At 57.0% G+C, this 14,082-nt stretch carries 14 protein-coding genes and 1 tRNA gene; 4 read left to right on the top strand and 11 right to left on the bottom strand.

Going from position 1 to position 14,082, the window contains the following annotated elements; genetic code table 11:
- Nucleotides 1–349 precede the first annotated feature (349 nt).
- The 11 genes from F5544_RS43740 to F5544_RS43690 form a co-directional block, all read right to left on the bottom strand.
- Nucleotides 350–1,387 carry a major capsid protein gene (locus F5544_RS43740; RefSeq protein ID WP_167478557.1) on the bottom strand — a complete coding sequence of 346 codons (1,038 nt, stop codon included), beginning with the start codon at nt 1,385–1,387 and terminating at the stop codon, nt 350–352.
- A 15-nt stretch (nt 1,388–1,402) separates the two neighbouring features.
- On the bottom strand, nt 1,403–1,804 hold the full coding sequence (locus F5544_RS43735; protein WP_167478556.1) for a head decoration protein: 402 nt from the start codon (nt 1,802–1,804) through the stop codon (nt 1,403–1,405).
- An 18-nt stretch (nt 1,805–1,822) separates the two neighbouring features.
- Nucleotides 1,823–2,368 carry a capsid assembly scaffolding protein Gp46 family protein gene (locus F5544_RS43730; RefSeq protein WP_167478555.1) on the bottom strand — a complete coding sequence of 182 codons (546 nt, stop codon included), beginning with the start codon at nt 2,366–2,368 and terminating at the stop codon, nt 1,823–1,825.
- Between the two features lie 62 nt (nt 2,369–2,430).
- A complete protein-coding gene (locus F5544_RS43725) occupies nt 2,431–3,138 on the bottom strand; it encodes a hypothetical protein (RefSeq protein WP_167478554.1) in 708 nt (235 codons plus the stop codon).
- Complete coding sequence (locus F5544_RS43720; RefSeq protein ID WP_167478553.1) at nt 3,135–4,601, bottom strand: phage portal protein; 1,467 nt, start codon at nt 4,599–4,601, stop codon at nt 3,135–3,137. Before F5544_RS43720 ends, F5544_RS43725 begins: the two co-directional genes overlap by 4 nt.
- 43 nt (nt 4,602–4,644) lie before the next feature.
- A complete protein-coding gene (locus tag F5544_RS43715; protein ID WP_167478552.1) occupies nt 4,645–5,388 on the bottom strand; it encodes a hypothetical protein in 744 nt (247 codons plus the stop codon).
- Nucleotides 5,355–6,068, bottom strand: a complete 714-nt coding sequence (locus F5544_RS43710) for a hypothetical protein (protein WP_167478551.1) — start codon at nt 6,066–6,068, stop codon at nt 5,355–5,357. The genes F5544_RS43715 and F5544_RS43710 overlap by 34 nt, the downstream gene beginning before the upstream one ends.
- 454 nt (nt 6,069–6,522) lie before the next feature.
- Nucleotides 6,523–7,197, bottom strand: a complete 675-nt coding sequence (locus tag F5544_RS43705; RefSeq protein ID WP_167478550.1) for a hypothetical protein — start codon at nt 7,195–7,197, stop codon at nt 6,523–6,525.
- 216 nt (nt 7,198–7,413) lie between these two features.
- Nucleotides 7,414–7,752 carry an HNH endonuclease gene (locus F5544_RS47725; RefSeq protein ID WP_167478549.1) on the bottom strand — a complete coding sequence of 113 codons (339 nt, stop codon included), beginning with the start codon at nt 7,750–7,752 and terminating at the stop codon, nt 7,414–7,416.
- 383 nt (nt 7,753–8,135) lie between these two features.
- Nucleotides 8,136–8,209, bottom strand: a tRNA-Leu gene (locus F5544_RS43695).
- 369 nt (nt 8,210–8,578) lie between these two features.
- A complete protein-coding gene (locus tag F5544_RS43690) occupies nt 8,579–9,241 on the bottom strand; it encodes an NHL repeat-containing protein (protein WP_167478548.1) in 663 nt (220 codons plus the stop codon).
- 2,152 nt (nt 9,242–11,393) lie between these two features.
- Here F5544_RS43690 and F5544_RS43685 point away from each other — a divergent pair.
- From F5544_RS43685 to F5544_RS43670, 4 genes are all read left to right on the top strand, one after another.
- On the top strand, nt 11,394–12,620 hold the full coding sequence (locus F5544_RS43685) for a helix-turn-helix domain-containing protein (protein WP_167478547.1): 1,227 nt from the start codon (nt 11,394–11,396) through the stop codon (nt 12,618–12,620).
- Nucleotides 12,621–12,760: 140 nt separating this feature from the next.
- On the top strand, nt 12,761–13,339 hold the full coding sequence (locus F5544_RS43680) for a DNA-directed RNA polymerase subunit beta (protein ID WP_238846972.1): 579 nt from the start codon (nt 12,761–12,763) through the stop codon (nt 13,337–13,339).
- A gap of 58 nt (nt 13,340–13,397) precedes the next feature.
- Nucleotides 13,398–13,652 (top strand): hypothetical protein, encoded by a 255-nt coding sequence (locus F5544_RS43675; protein WP_167478546.1) that lies wholly within the window; start codon nt 13,398–13,400, stop codon nt 13,650–13,652.
- Nucleotides 13,653–13,714: 62 nt separating this feature from the next.
- On the top strand, nt 13,715–13,975 hold the full coding sequence (locus F5544_RS43670) for a hypothetical protein (RefSeq protein WP_167478545.1): 261 nt from the start codon (nt 13,715–13,717) through the stop codon (nt 13,973–13,975).
- Nucleotides 13,976–14,082 lie beyond the last annotated feature (107 nt).

The raw sequence follows: 14,082 nt of genomic DNA, 5'->3' as shown, positions 1-14,082 counted from the left end.
GACCAAGTCCGATGCCTCATCGAGTAGCCCAGCGGCGCGGGCGACTTCATCCGGTTTCAGATCACGACCTAAACGTGCTTTCACATCGTCGCTAGTCGCCAACGCCATCTGCGGCCCCTTAGTGGGCCGACCTCGGCGTTTCGGGGCCGCGCTCTCTGGTCCCTCCGGCGCAAGGACCGTTTCCTGCTGCGGTTCCGCCGGGACTGACTCGACCAGATGCGAACCTAGGTGGATACCGGCCGGGATCTCGTCACCGGCTTTTAGCTGGATGACCTCTCCGGTTTCCCGGAATGCGCAAACGATGCCGTCTAGATCAGCACGGATCTTAGCCATACTTCAGCCTTTCCGATTAACCGACAGTCGCAATGACAATCTTGTACGGGTTCTCTAGGATCGGCTGGCCGACAGCATCGACAAACGTGAACTGTCTAAACGGGGGACCGTCTTTGATAACCACACCCACAATGCCCGGGGCATTCTCAAAAGTGTACTCGGTACGACCGGCCTCGATAAGCTCCAAGGCAGTAGCCGTCATACCCCAAGCCATATAACCAAGCTCGCGTTTGTCGGTAGGCAGAAGGACGGCCAGATTATCCGGAAGAACTCGAGTGTCCTTGCCGTCTACATCTAACAGGGTGTCATAGTGCGGTAGCAATGTGGGCAGCCCATTCGAAGCAAAGAGCGTATTTATCTCGTCCAGCGAAACGAACGTCTTGCCGATAGTGCTACCGGTAATCGCAGCAATCAGCGCCTTATTCCGCTGAAGAGCGCGCGTAACCTTCAGTGAGGTGAGAATATGACCCGGGGTATCGCCGTTGTCCTTGGTCCAGATATCGCACCACGCCATCAGGTCACTGAGCGGGTCGGCGCTAGCGGGATCAGTCCACAACGCAGCCGCAGTAACCTTATGGTCGGCCGGAATGCCGTAATCCGCCTCCGAGGTCAAACCGCCCTCGTTGATAGTCAGCTTTCCATCCGCCAGCACGTCACCCCAAGCCAGCTCGACGCGGTTACGGACGTAGGTGGTCAGGTTCTCGGCATCGTTGTAGATAGCCTGCTCAAGCTGAATCTTGGCGGTACCACCGAGCCGAGCGAATTCTAGTTGCAGGCGTTCGAACTCACCGACCCCCAACGAGTCCGACAGCGGAGCCAGAGGAACGCGTTTCTCGGTGCCACGATCGCGACTGGTGACGTGAATCCGACCATCGAACGTACGGTACTGAGCCGTCCGGGTTTTCTTCACAATCTCCATGAAGTCAACCATGTTGGTCGGCTTGTACTCTTCCGGGAACAACGCCGAGAGAGTATTTCCGGTCGGCAGCGGTTGCTTACGGATATACGTAGTCAGCGTATCCGGAACAATCGGTGCGTCGTAGTAGATAGGCATTAAAGGTCATACCTCTTAGTTCGTGAAGATGATCAGCGGCAGATCAGCACGGCCCGCAGTCGTGAGCCCGCTATTCGCAGGAAGCTTCGCGGCGTCGACGAAAGCGTGCTGCACGAGCGCACCACCTACACGGGTGTTGCCCTGCACAGGAAGCGATGCGAAAAGAAGGCCCGCGGCCTTCTGCCGACCATCATTAGCCGCAGCATCATACGGGCCATAAAGGCCAGTAGTAGTCACCTTGCCGAGCGCAATGCCCGAGGGAATATAGCCATCCGGATAGTGAGTACCGGCGGTGAACTTTGCAATATCGAGAGTAATGCCGGGGGTTTCGTTGGGTTCGACCCCGTGATCGGACAAGAGCCAATCTCGTTTTTCGCCAACGAACGTACCGATCGTACGCACCGCAATACTAGTCATACCTGTTTCCTGAAACTCTTACTTGATCCAGCCCCTACGCCGGGCGGCGTCCTCTCCGGCGGCAATACCGGAGGGCCGATCCGTCGTCGACGGGTTGCCCTGCTGGGCCACAGGCCGGGGGCTCGGAGTGGGATTAGGGGGTGCGGCGGGGACTTCACCGCGCCACGAAAGAAGCGCGTCGGCGGCGGATTCCATCTCGTCTCGGGTAGTGCCCGGAACAAGGTGGGCCGGGAGCCCCTTGGCCTCCGCCACGTCTCGGCGAAGCTTCTCAAGCCGAAGCTCGGCTAGTTCGGTCTCTGCCTTCTCGGCGCGCTTGTTGGCCTTGTCGATCTCGGAAAGCTTGTCGGCTTCCGCCTGGTCGTGAAGGGCCGCCTTTTCCTTTAAAGTGTCGTAGTCGGCGTACTTCGCTTGTTCGCGGGCAAGCCGGTTTTGGATAATCCGGTCTAGGTCTTCCTGCTTTGTAATCGCCTGAAAGCTTGTAACAGCTTCTGGGATCACGGGATCATCGGCACCGATACCCTGATCAGCGGTAGCGGGGCTCGCATCGACCTTAGAATCGGTCATTGAAATACACTCTCCGTAAACTCGTCAGCATTAACCGCCCTTTGACGCCGGGCGTAGGCGTGTCAGTTACTCGGAGAACTTTCGCTGTCCATCTGCCGGTATGCGGCCATGACGGCTTTAATGTTCTTCGAGCCGGACTCATTCGAGGCAAGTCCGGCAGCAATCTTGTAGTCGGAAGTCCATTCCGCTACATAGGCGGGGGGCTTGTATGAGTGTCCCGGGCGAACCATTACCGCTATGCAATGGCAATGGTCATGATATTTGTCTCCGGCCCGCCGGCCGGTTATGGCTCTCTGCGCCGCACGCTCCGACGTGTACACATCTTTGCGGGTTGCGAGCATCTGGCAGAAGCGACAAGCATTAGGACTCGCGTATCGCGCGAACCTGGCGCCTCTTTCGTGCTGAGAATTCTCGATCACCGTTCGTCGGGCGCTGCTAAATATTGCTCTCTGAGCAGAGCCAGCCAGCAAGTCGAATGCCGCAGTATTCGACATAGCCCACCCTGCCGACGCATGAAGCTGTTCTACTAGCGGCAGCTTGGCCGCCGTGGCCTTGTAGGCAAGCTGTGGTGCCGCTTCGTTGTACCAATTAGCGGCTAACTCCCCGGCAAGTGCGATATGTGGCGAGACGACTTCCGGATAAGTCGAGACAATCAGGTCTTTGAATTCCGGAGCGTCTAGACCTTTGTGCTCGTTCCATAAGCTGTGCAAATCTCCCAGCATGACCGTGTTCAAATCGGTTAGAACCGCTTGGAACTCTTCGGGGGTCACTGGGCAGACACCGGAACCTTCCGAGCGGCTACCTCGGCAACAAATTGGTTGTTATCTTGAACGTTCTTCGACGCGTTCTTGAGGTTATCCACTACGCCGTTAAGTCGAGCTTTGCGCTTGTCGTCCATAACTCGGGCTTGGTCTTGCTGAGACAGCCCGATCCGGTCATAGGTAACCGTCGAATCCGGTGTTAGGATTCCAGCGCTCGTAAGCTTTAAAGCTTCATCAGCCGCAGCGGCTCTCGTAGGTGTTGCCGCATCCTGCCATTTGACGTCGATAGTTCGGAAGAAATCCCGATCAACCTTGCCATCTCGGATCAGCAGGGCCAAGAACGCTACTTCTCGCCACGCCTGCCCGAAATTGGTCTGCCGACGCTCCGCCCTCTTGACGAGCCGGTATTCGGCTTGTCGGATAGCATCCGCACTCGAAGGATTCTCGGTAGAGAATCCCAAGTAGGGCGCTGGAATACCCGACTCCGCCGAAACCATCTGGGAATAAGTTCGAATCAGATCAATATAAGGTGTAGGTGGCGCGCTTGGGAATTGCCCCACCTGGGGCATGTCCCCATCCTCGGTCAATGGGATGATGTTTAGGCGGCCCATTGCCGCTCGCCATCCGGCTAGAATCCGGTCATCCACCGTAGACTCGTCACTAACTCCGAACATTTCTGGTTCAGCGCCTAGGGCGTACCGCTGGGGTGCCGAATAGAACTCCCGGGACACCTCCATCCCGAGCATGGTTCGACACGCCGCATCCGTGTAGTACATGATCGGCCGAGATATCTCCGAACGGCCGCGTAGGTCATAAGCACGGTCACGATTACGGAGCTGGGCCACCGGAACACGGCCTAGATTGTGTTGGTCACGGTCAACGACAATCATCGACTTGTTGTTACCGGTACCGGTCGCGTTGACAACCGAATCAGCGTTACGGGCCAGCGTGACCGTCTCATTCGGCAGATACAATGTTTCTAGAACTATCTGGCCTAACTCGTTCCAAGTCTGCGAGAGCGCCGCAGTCGCCCGCCGCTTACGGTAATCCCAGATAGAGGTTGCACACGATGACGATTCGACAGTAACAAGCACCTCAGGCTCACCCGCCGAAATATCTCCCCTACCGACCGTCACAAAACCAGTACCGGTTATCAGGGCGTCTAGGTGGACCCGGGATGCTTCAATGCCTAGATGGTTATCGCGATAGATTTCGTCCAGGCCGTCCAGCTCATCGGCTACCGATGTCCAGCCCTGCCAATCTAGGCGTTCCTCCAGGACATCACAGATAGTGCCGGGCCACCCGACAGAGACAGCCAAATCATAGAGTTGAGGCGGTACCGATATTCCGAGTTGCCTAACTGCTTGACGACCCTCGTAGTAATGCTGCTTCTTCCGGTTAACCTCCGCATACCACATGATCCGGCCGCGAAGCTTGCCTAATAGAGCGGCTTCCTCTTCGGACAGGGTCAAGGTAGGTAGCGTGATATCAAGGTTTGCGCTCACTAGTCCTCTTTCAGAGGACCAATGCCTTTCGAGCCCTCTTCTTACGTCGAATCGGCTTGCACATAACAAAGCCGTATAAAGCCAAAGTGGCTGCGACAACCGGAGTAATATCCGTCGCCGCATTCTTCCGCCCCCAACCCCACATGTCGCCGATAGGGCGTTTCCGCGCGGCTTCAATAGCCGAATTGAACAGTGGCTGATTGGGATGTCGTAACGACATCCCCATGACGGAGTCGTAGAAGAGACCGCACGCCGCGCCGTACTCTGATGCGCTCAGCGTGAGTACCGGCACCTCGAGGTGCGCCAGCTCGGGTATCAACGAGGAAGCGGGTCCGTCGACAACCAGGGCGACCGGACCCCACTGCGCCACCAGGGCCGCCAGATACGGCACTACCCAATCGGTACCTCGGCGATTTTCGATGACCTCTACGTGGTAGAGCCCGTCTGGTCGGACACCGGCTACCGCTATCGAAGTCATCGAGCGATCCGGAGAAACGTCAACCGCGAACGCGAGTTGATCACCGGCCTGTGACGAGCCGTCAGCGACAATCCCCCAACTCGTAGCGTCGATGACAGCGTTAGAGGCCACGGCATCCCAAATGCCGAGTCGTTCCCGCATGAAAGTCTCGTCATCCATAACGCTTCGTTCATCACGAATGGTGTCGAGAAGTAGTCGGATACCGGCAGCCGGGTTAGCATCCAACCAGGTGTTGATGTCGTCTAGATCGGCGTCCTTGTCGGCGCTCCACTCCATCCAAGACAACCGGGGTTATTACCCTCGAACGCGTCTTTGCGGATGCTCTCGAAAACCTCACCATTAGCGGTCGGCCCTGGAACAGTCCCTACGAGGATCTGTTGAGGCATCGGAGACGCTGAAATAGTGGGAAGCAATGCGGCAATAGCTTCCGTGGTGCATTCCTGAATCTCGTCTAAGATTAGGCAATCTACTGAGAAGCCACGCCCGGACGACTTAGACCGAGCGGCGAACTCGATAGAGCCGCCATTCTTCAAGACGATTGCCTCTTGGCCGTTAGTGCGCCGGATCTCTTGCACCATGTCGGCAAGTTCCGGGTACTTCTTAGGGTTCTCGAAGAACGAAGCGATACGAAGGAAAGCTTTGCGGGCTGTCTTCACCTCGTGGGCGGTATGTAGGACTCTGAGGCTAAGTTCTACCGTGTAGTAGAGTTCGACCATCTCGATAAGCGCGTTCTTGCCGTTCTGTCTAGGAACGGTCATCGCACAAATCGAGCTCTTCCAACGTCCGTCTTCTACAGACATCCAATGGCGCAAGACGAACTCTTGCCAAGGGTCCGGAGTCAGACCATATTTCGAGGCCAAAAAGCAGGCTTCACTACTTTCGGTCCATTTTCCTTCTCGGGATAGCAGAACCTTCGGCTTCTGATTGCCTCTTGGCCCGTCTCTGTTCAAGCTCATCTAACGGCGTATCCTTCTTGCTCATCGGAGTAAGCGCCGCGATCTTTTCTTGGACCTCTAGATACATCTTGAACAGCGCTGCATATGGTTGCCCGCGCGAATCGGCCATCCGCATCACGAGTTCTGCTCGTGCAGCGGTCAAGGCTTTCAACATGTCCGGGTCTTCCATATCTCCAAACACGTGAGAACCCCGCATATAAGTGGACAGATAACGTAAACGGCGATAAGATGCTTACAATGCAGTGAAGCTAGGAAAGGTGCCGAAGAAATGGACACACGAGACAAACTCGAAGACCTGGGCGTGTGCATGTACTTTGCGCTCTGCACCAACGACGCGACGCATCTGCTGAACGCGGGAGCGATCGGACAGGTTCCAATCTGCGACAGGTGCCAAGAAAGATACGACAGCTTCACTAGGTGATCAAAGCCCCGCTGCGGCGGGGCTTTCCGGTAACTAGAAATCGTCTCCAACAACGTCGTAGCCGAGGATGTCCAACGCAATCGTTGCCCAGTAGTGACCCTCGCGCGAGGAGACCGGAAGCCGCTTACCTGGAAGATAATAAGTACCGGTCAAGAAGGTTTCGCGGTTATCAGCGGGGAACACGTTCACATAACAGGTACTCGGAACGCCATTGGTGAACGCACTAGCGTAAAACACTACATCTACCGAGCTATAAGCGGCGTCTCCTATCGAAACAGCAGGGCTCAGCTTGTAGCGTCGGTTAAATCGGCTCTGCGGCGGCTTGCCCGCTTGTGGCAAGTCAGGAATGTTCGTTGCAGTGGTATCGCGGGTCGCTGTTCCTCGAAGGGTTCCCGCCGGAAGCCCGCCGTTATCCCTACCGCCGTCGACTCCTAGTCGCTCAATCACTGAGAAGGCTTCCCGAATCTTCCGTTCGACGGATGCCCGATCCGGCTCGAAGAACCGGGTAACGAGCTGAAACCAAAACCTATTGCTGTCCTGGGGAACATTGCCGTTCTCGTCACACGCTTCGATCACGATTCCGCCGGACCGGTCATGTTCGACTTTGGCATATGCCGTGATGTTCCCGGTGTTATTCGGAAATCCGATAAGCCAGCTGACTTGACCAGGGGCGTTTGCTAGCACCCTGAGCATCTGGAACTGAGTCACTAACCCTCTTTCCGTTAGAGCCCTGGTAACGGCCTCTATCTTTTAATCTGAGCGCCTATTCGCGCCTGTGGGCAACAAGCCTCAGGAAGCCAGGTTTAAACCGGTTTAGAGAGGCGATTTTTAAGCTCGGGGGGATATCGGCCCGTATGCCTGAGGGCAGGCCACGAGGCTATGCCGGGGGTCGCTCCCCCTGGGGTCTCTAACCTGCATAATAGCTCACACGCCGGTCTGACCTGGGACTTTAGAGTCTTCGGGCCGGCCGAGCGTCACCCAAACCCGCGAAGTAGGCAATTGAACCTGTTCCGGCGGTCTGTTGCCTCTAGCTGAATTACAGCGCCGATGCGCGGCTTTCATCTCTCCAAGTAGATGACCGCCTCTGGACCTTGGGGTTATGTGGTCTGCTGTCCAAGCGTCGGGATGGTTAGGGTATTCCGTGGATAGCTTGAGGTCGATTACGCCTCCGCACAGGTGGCATATCTGGGATTGCCTGCGTAGTTTGTCTTTGGCTCTGCGGTAAGCTCTGTGGTCTAACCCGCTTCTGCGCCTGCCTGTCATCGCATATACCTTTGTCGCCCAAGTGTGCCCGAAGGGCGCCAGGAAGATCTAAGCCCAAACCGCGCGAAGCAGACTCAGGGCACAAGATGTTTCAAATTTCTGCTATGCCAATTAAGCAATTGATCGTTATAATCCATCGCATGAAATCAAGTGACATTCAGTCAGAGATGCGAGTAGTAGTAAACGATCCGGACAGCCGCTACCCGAGTGACATAGCAGTTACGGTCAATACGGTTACTAGGCAAGACCTGCTGATGATATTTACTTATACGACAGATGACGGCCGTAAAGGGTGGGACTACATCAGCCGAGCACGGCGCGTACTGTAGGTTACCTCGAATAGCCCGGTCTTATGCTAGCCGCGTGTTAGTTACCGGTATATGTCGCTCTGGAGAGATTCGAACTCTCACTGTCTGGTTCCTAAGACCAGGGCCTCTACCGATTGGGCTACAGAGCGGAATAGTGGCCGGGGAGTGCGTGCCCCGGTTACCCCGCACACTCCCTGTGTGCAGACCACATGTCTAACTAGGCGATGCCACCGGCGGTAAAGTACCTCAGGTACACCCATCCGTCGGGGCCTGATACATCCGCCGGACCGTCATTCCACGCGTATACCGTGGTAGTGGAATCCATAGGGATCGTGACGGTTTCGCCCGCAAGGATTGGGAACCCGGTCGTGGAACCGGTCGGCGAAAGCGAGAGATACGCGGTACGGCCCAGGTGATCACAGTTCCGGATAGTCAACCCTGGCGCGTACGCCTTGAAGCTGTTGGGAGTCCCGTTGAACGCATAGACAGCGTTGTATTGCATCATGATTGATTACCGCCTAGATAGCTTGCTTAAGGATTCCGTAAACCTGATCTGCGACGTAGAGGAACCCGTCTCGCACACAGATACCCATGGGCTTGTACAGAGCATCCGGAGAGTTGAGCGGGAATGCAACGTTCGATTGAACGCCGTCCGGGGTGTACTTGATCACGCGCGGTCCCAGCGGGCCTGTACCGGACTGAGCAACGTAGAGATTGCCGTCCATGTCATAGTCAAGGCCGGTAGGTTCATCCAGCCCGGTAAGCGGAATCGTGGTCTGAACTCCGGCCGCCGTATAGCGAGTGATGCCAGCACCGGGAGCCCTGTTCGAAACAGTGATCGTCCCGACCGCATCCACGTGCACCGCGTACGGACGATCCAGGTTGCCGGGCGGAATAGTCTCCTGAATACCGCCCGGCTTGATACGCACAATTCTGTTGTTCCACGAATCGACTACGTAAAGGTTCCCGACCGAATCGAATCGCAGATCTGTAGGGGCGTGCAACTCTGGCACGTCGATGTAGCTCTGGGTTCCATTTACCGACATGGTGTAGATGCGCGGGGAAGGCCCATCGAGCGTCTTCGCGACATACACAGTGCCCTCAGGGTTTACCGCTAGTGCGGTGGGGTTAGACACCCCGTACTTAAACGGGACCTCGGATACGGTACCGTCCGGGGCCATTTTGTAAATCTGGCTTGTGATGCTTCCGCAAGCGTAGACGTTCCCGGCTGCATCCACGGTAACGCTGTTCGGTCGGCCAATATACGGAAACTGCATATTCGGCATAAAGGTGTGTAACCCCTCTGTAGTTAGGACATTTACCACATATCGCCCGGGAGTGAGCGTAGTGTGATAGGTCGGATTCGAAAGCGGCCCCGGAGGGGAGCCGCTACCGGTAAACAGTGACCAGTAGAAGATCTGAGCCGCCAACGGGTAGCGACATGGCGCAGAGACTCAGCCGGGACTGCTCAACCCTCCGAGGCTTTAGACGACGACCGTATTGCCGTTGTCCAGACTTCAGAGCAGAGACACGATGATCGGCAGCAGAACACCAGCAAGGCTAAGCAGAGCCTTGCCAGCAGTGATCACGACATCAGGAGTGACACCGTAGGACATTCTTGATTCCTTACCCCTATTAGGGCCGCCCTCGGGCGGCCCATTAATTAGTGTTAAGGCGGGCCTATGCCCGCCGTTAAGAAGGCTGGTGCTTTAGCGTAGACCTTCGTAATCTGACTTCGGTCTACGTAAACGATCAACCTTCGAGGGTTGATCCCCTCTTAATACGGGGCCGCTTAGGGCGGCCCTAACCAAGGGCCGGTCTTCAAGGACCGGCTTAAGGTCGGTCGGTCGCTCCCTTCGGTCGCTTCCTCCCTCATATATAAGTAGGTGTAACAACACTGGCACTTTTTTCGCGTTTTCCCAGGTCACTGAAAATGGGGGTGACGGAGATCACTGGAAGACTCTTATCCACCTGGGCTTTGGACTCGGGATTAACGGAGGCTGCACCCCGTCAATGGGGTAAGCGGAGCTGATGCGACGGGGCGTAGCGCTCGCGGGAGTCTTGCGCGGGCTGGATCGTCATAAAGCCAGCTAGATAGAGCCTCTACATAGGTGAAGGCATCATCCCAAATCATAAGTTGACAGATAACGATCATGGCAGATAGGCTCATTCATGTCAGCGAGACAAGCTGAACATTGAAAACTAAAGAGAGGATCACAACAGTGATCATTCAGAATCCGATGATGATGGACTTGGAAGTCGGAGATCATCTAATCGGCCCAGGGTCGATTGAGTGGATTGTGGAGGAGGTTAGAAAGACGCCACTTCTACAGAAGTTGACCAATGGGCAGATCTACTACGTGACTGCCAATCTCTATCGGGCGGATGACCCGAGCCAGAAGAGTGTCACATGTGGATACGGGCACCAAGCGGTCAATATGTCCATCGTTCGGAACCGGGAGGGTGGCGGGATGTGAGACATTAACCGCCGAGGGTAAATGAACCCAGTTTTCGGGGCTGAAGACCCTAGCTTCAGCCCCGAAAGCTAACGTGTAACCGCCACTGATAATACTCAAGGGATAACAAATGTTGGAAAGCTTTTCTTGCAAATACGGCGAGCATGACGCAATTGCGTACCCAATGGACTACATCGGCCAATATCGGTATTTCTATGTTTCCCTGAAGAAAGACCCGGGGTTCGGGCCAACGGGCTTCCCGTACATCCATCGATCCCTACTCACCTTCACGGAAGCTGAGCCGCCGACGCTGGGGCTTTAGATGATTCCGTCGATGACGCGGGGCTGTTCTAGGTTTCTTCATCTTTAAGTTGACAGATAACCTATTGGTTTGATTAGATGAAATCCGTTCCGCAAAGGAACCTGGTAAGATACCTCGGGAAAGGCAAGCCGTGACTAACCTTAATACGCTTCTCCGGCGGGTAGCAGACTTGGAGGAAGAAGTGAACGACCTTAAAGCGGAGGGTGGTACTACCCGCCGACTTCTTGAATCGGATCACCAAGCCGTGATGGACGAGTTCGGAAGTGTTCGATCTCGACTCGAAGATATCTCGGGAACAGTGGATGATCTCCGGGAAGCCGTGACCGACATCAAGGCAGTGCAGGCAGAGCACACGAATCTCTTGCGAGAGATCTTGCTTAGGCTCCCAGCGAAATAAGAAGCATAGAAAAGCCCCCGGACCCTAGCCGGGGGCTTTTCTGTCCCTAGAGGGGACGCTACAGCTTATCAGTAGCGCGTTGGGCGCCGGCCGCTCGTGACCGGACTGCGGAGCGCTCAGACCTGTACGAGTCTGCCGCGTAGTCGTAGCCTCGGAGTATGGGCGTGACCACACATGAAGTTCCCCCCAACAACACCGGCCGCCGCCTCCGGGAGATCAGGTCGTGGCGCGGTCAGTCCCTCGAAGTCGTCGCCGGGCTCGCGGGCATCTCCTACGGCTACCTCGGCCGTCTCGAACGCGGCGAGCAAGCCCTAACCAACAGGGCCACACTCGAATCGCTGGCTCGGGCGCTGAAGGTCGCGCCGAGCGAGATTGACGGCCGACCATGGGAGCCAGACGGCCCGGACGCCAACGGGCACGCCGGGTTGGTCGCGATCGAAAACGCGCTGGATGCGTTCGAGATCGGCGACGACCCTGGATTGCCGGTCCGGGAATGGCCCCTCATCGCGTCGGACCTTAACCGCCTGCGCGATCTAATTGAGGCTGGCGATTACATCCGGCAGGGCGAACTCGGCCCGAATCTGCTTGGCGAGCTGCACGCCGCGTATGCTCGCCAGGCGGCACCACGCGAGGAGATCCTGCGCGGCATGATCGCCTGCTACGCCTCGGCAGTGTGGGTTACTAAGCGATTGCAAGGTCGAGGTCTGCCGTTGCTGGCGGCGCGAGCGGCTCAGCAGTGCGCGCAAATGATGGAGTCGGCCGCGTGGATCGGCTACACGGCGTGGCTTCGTGGAGACGCGACCGGAGGGCTTGCGCGTCCCGAGCAATATCGCCGGGCTGTCCGTACGGCCGATGAACTCTCATCGAGCCTCAACGATCCCGAGGTAGTGCAGTCGTACGGGATGCTCCATTTGTCGGCCGCGCTTGCTGCATCCGTGCAGACCGACCGAGAGACAGCATTCACTCATCTGAACGAAGCTGGTGAGATCGCAAACCGCATGGACGCGGAAGTAGGTACCTTCGGTCGCATGTGGTTTGGCCGCGCGAACGTCGAAATCTGGCGCGCCACAATAGGAATGGAACTTGGCGACGGTGCGGCAGTCGCCGAACGCTATCCCTGCGCACACGTAGACGCCATTCCCTCCACCGTGCGCCGGTCTGAGTACTACTGCGAAATCGGTCGTGCACTCTTGGCCGAACCTGCCAGGAAGGAAGAGGGTCTTTCGTTGCTGCTCCGCGCGGAAGACCTTGCGCCGCAACGTGTTCGAGCCGACATCTTCGTGCGGGAAGCTGTCGCGGATCAGCTCCGTTCTGCCCGCCGTGACGCTGGTGGCAGGAACCTTCGCGGGTTGGCGTGGCGTCTCGGTATCGCCCCGGAGCACTGAGCGGCCGAATTGTTATGCCCGTTTGTCCTTTCAGGACAGAGAACGGGTGTGGTCGTTCCTAATGTCGATGTCCAGCGCTCGACCGGGGTGAGGTCGGCCCCCGGTCGGGTTGCTCAACAACATCGACGTGAGGGGTGGCCATGCGGGAGCAACCGGCGGTGCCCGGATTCTTTTGCAGCGATGTATCAAGCGCGCAGGAGCAACGAAACCAGTTCGGGACCAAGGCATTAACAATCAATCCTGGGTCGTTTGGAGACACTCCGGTGTCTCGTTGCCAGTTCTATCGGCGCGTGTGTGGTCTGCCTGCCTACGTTGATCGGCCAGAGCTGGGGCGGATCATTATGAAGACGGCGGGTGTGTGGGGACTGATCATGCCCGCGCCGCTCGGGCAGCTGGTGAAGGCGAATCTTGGTCACCACCTCCAGGCGTGCGGTCCAATCGTGTCGCATCCTCGGTCGGCTCGCTGGACGTTTCTTATCCGGCCGGATGTGTCCAAGGGTATGGAACTGTTCCCCGAGCTATTCGCGGCAGGTATCCACATCGCGGACGATGGCGTGATCGCGCTGCCCAGTCCGGCCGACCGAGGTGGGCTGTTTCAGGTCTGGGTCAAAGCCCCTGCCGACACGTTTCGTCAATCCGGGTTAAGGCTTCTGGATGCGGTTCGCGAGTGCAGCGGACACGGACCGCGTCCACACAGGGCGGTCGAGACCGATGCCTAAAAAGGATGCGACGCGCGTCAGCCAAACCAGCGACGGGCGCAAGCGGGCGGTGTGGCGAATGGTTGGCGGTACTGCGTGGGTGCTGCGAATGGACTTCCCGGGCGAGACGTTCACCGCGTACCGGTCACCGTCGTTGGTACCGGTTCCGGAGGCCGAGCCCGGCACAGTGATCTTCGACAGCTACCCCGATTTCGAGGAAGTTCGATCCAGGTTCCCCGAACACGGTGACCTGTGGGACGCACTGAGGCGTGACTACCACGCGACGCCGCCCGTTGCCGTCACGCCGGACGCAGAAGGGGCGGCCGATGTGTAAGTATCCCGAATGCCGTTGTGGGCCTCGGCTTTACATCACCGCGTTGACGGGGGCGTAGAGATATGTCCGAAGTTGCGTGGTGGGCGCATCGTGAAGTCGCCCCAGATGTTAAGAAGCTACTCCAAGAATTCCATGCCGACACGTTACATAAACGGGCGATTGCGCCGGAGGACAGCCCGGTTTTAATTCAGCGGGAAGATGGTTCGTGGGACAGGGTCGACGAGGGTGGATTTCTCGTCAGCTATGAGAACTTGGATAAAGCCGATGTCATCGAAGTGCTGCCGATCAGTATTGTGGATACAGAAGTCGATGAGGATTTATGAAGGAAGTAGAAGACCGGCCGACAGTTACGCGGTTAACCGTCAGAGCAAAGGCCCTAAACGAGGGCTTCACGTTAACGCGAACGTTTACGCTCGGCTGGAAACTGAAC

It is taken from the genome of Nocardia arthritidis (assembly GCF_011801145.1).
Taxonomy (GTDB): Bacteria; Actinomycetota; Actinomycetes; order Mycobacteriales; family Mycobacteriaceae; genus Nocardia; species Nocardia arthritidis_A.
Note: the sequence above shows the minus strand (reverse complement) of the source record. Positions and strands in the feature narration are given on the sequence as shown.

What these genes read in the sequence shown, in the direction of transcription:
- F5544_RS43740 (WP_167478557.1), bottom strand. Translation starts at nt 1,387, where the DNA reads ATGCCTATCTACTACGACGCACCGATTGTTCCGGATACGCTGACTACG.
- F5544_RS43735 (WP_167478556.1), bottom strand. Translation starts at nt 1,804, where the DNA reads ATGACTAGTATTGCGGTGCGTACGATCGGTACGTTCGTTGGCGAAAAA.
- F5544_RS43730 (WP_167478555.1), bottom strand. Translation starts at nt 2,368, where the DNA reads ATGACCGATTCTAAGGTCGATGCGAGCCCCGCTACCGCTGATCAGGGT.
- F5544_RS43715 (WP_167478552.1), bottom strand. Translation starts at nt 5,388, where the DNA reads ATGGAGTGGAGCGCCGACAAGGACGCCGATCTAGACGACATCAACACC.
- F5544_RS43710 (WP_167478551.1), bottom strand. Translation starts at nt 6,068, where the DNA reads ATGAGCTTGAACAGAGACGGGCCAAGAGGCAATCAGAAGCCGAAGGTT.
- F5544_RS47725 (WP_167478549.1), bottom strand. Translation starts at nt 7,752, where the DNA reads ATGACAGGCAGGCGCAGAAGCGGGTTAGACCACAGAGCTTACCGCAGA.
- F5544_RS43690 (WP_167478548.1), bottom strand. Translation starts at nt 9,241, where the DNA reads ATGGCCCCGGACGGTACCGTATCCGAGGTCCCGTTTAAGTACGGGGTG.
- F5544_RS43685 (WP_167478547.1), top strand. Translation starts at nt 11,394, where the DNA reads ATGGGCGTGACCACACATGAAGTTCCCCCCAACAACACCGGCCGCCGC.
- F5544_RS43680 (WP_238846972.1), top strand. Translation starts at nt 12,761, where the DNA reads ATGCGGGAGCAACCGGCGGTGCCCGGATTCTTTTGCAGCGATGTATCA.
- F5544_RS43675 (WP_167478546.1), top strand. Translation starts at nt 13,398, where the DNA reads ATGGTTGGCGGTACTGCGTGGGTGCTGCGAATGGACTTCCCGGGCGAG.
- F5544_RS43670 (WP_167478545.1), top strand. Translation starts at nt 13,715, where the DNA reads ATGTCCGAAGTTGCGTGGTGGGCGCATCGTGAAGTCGCCCCAGATGTT.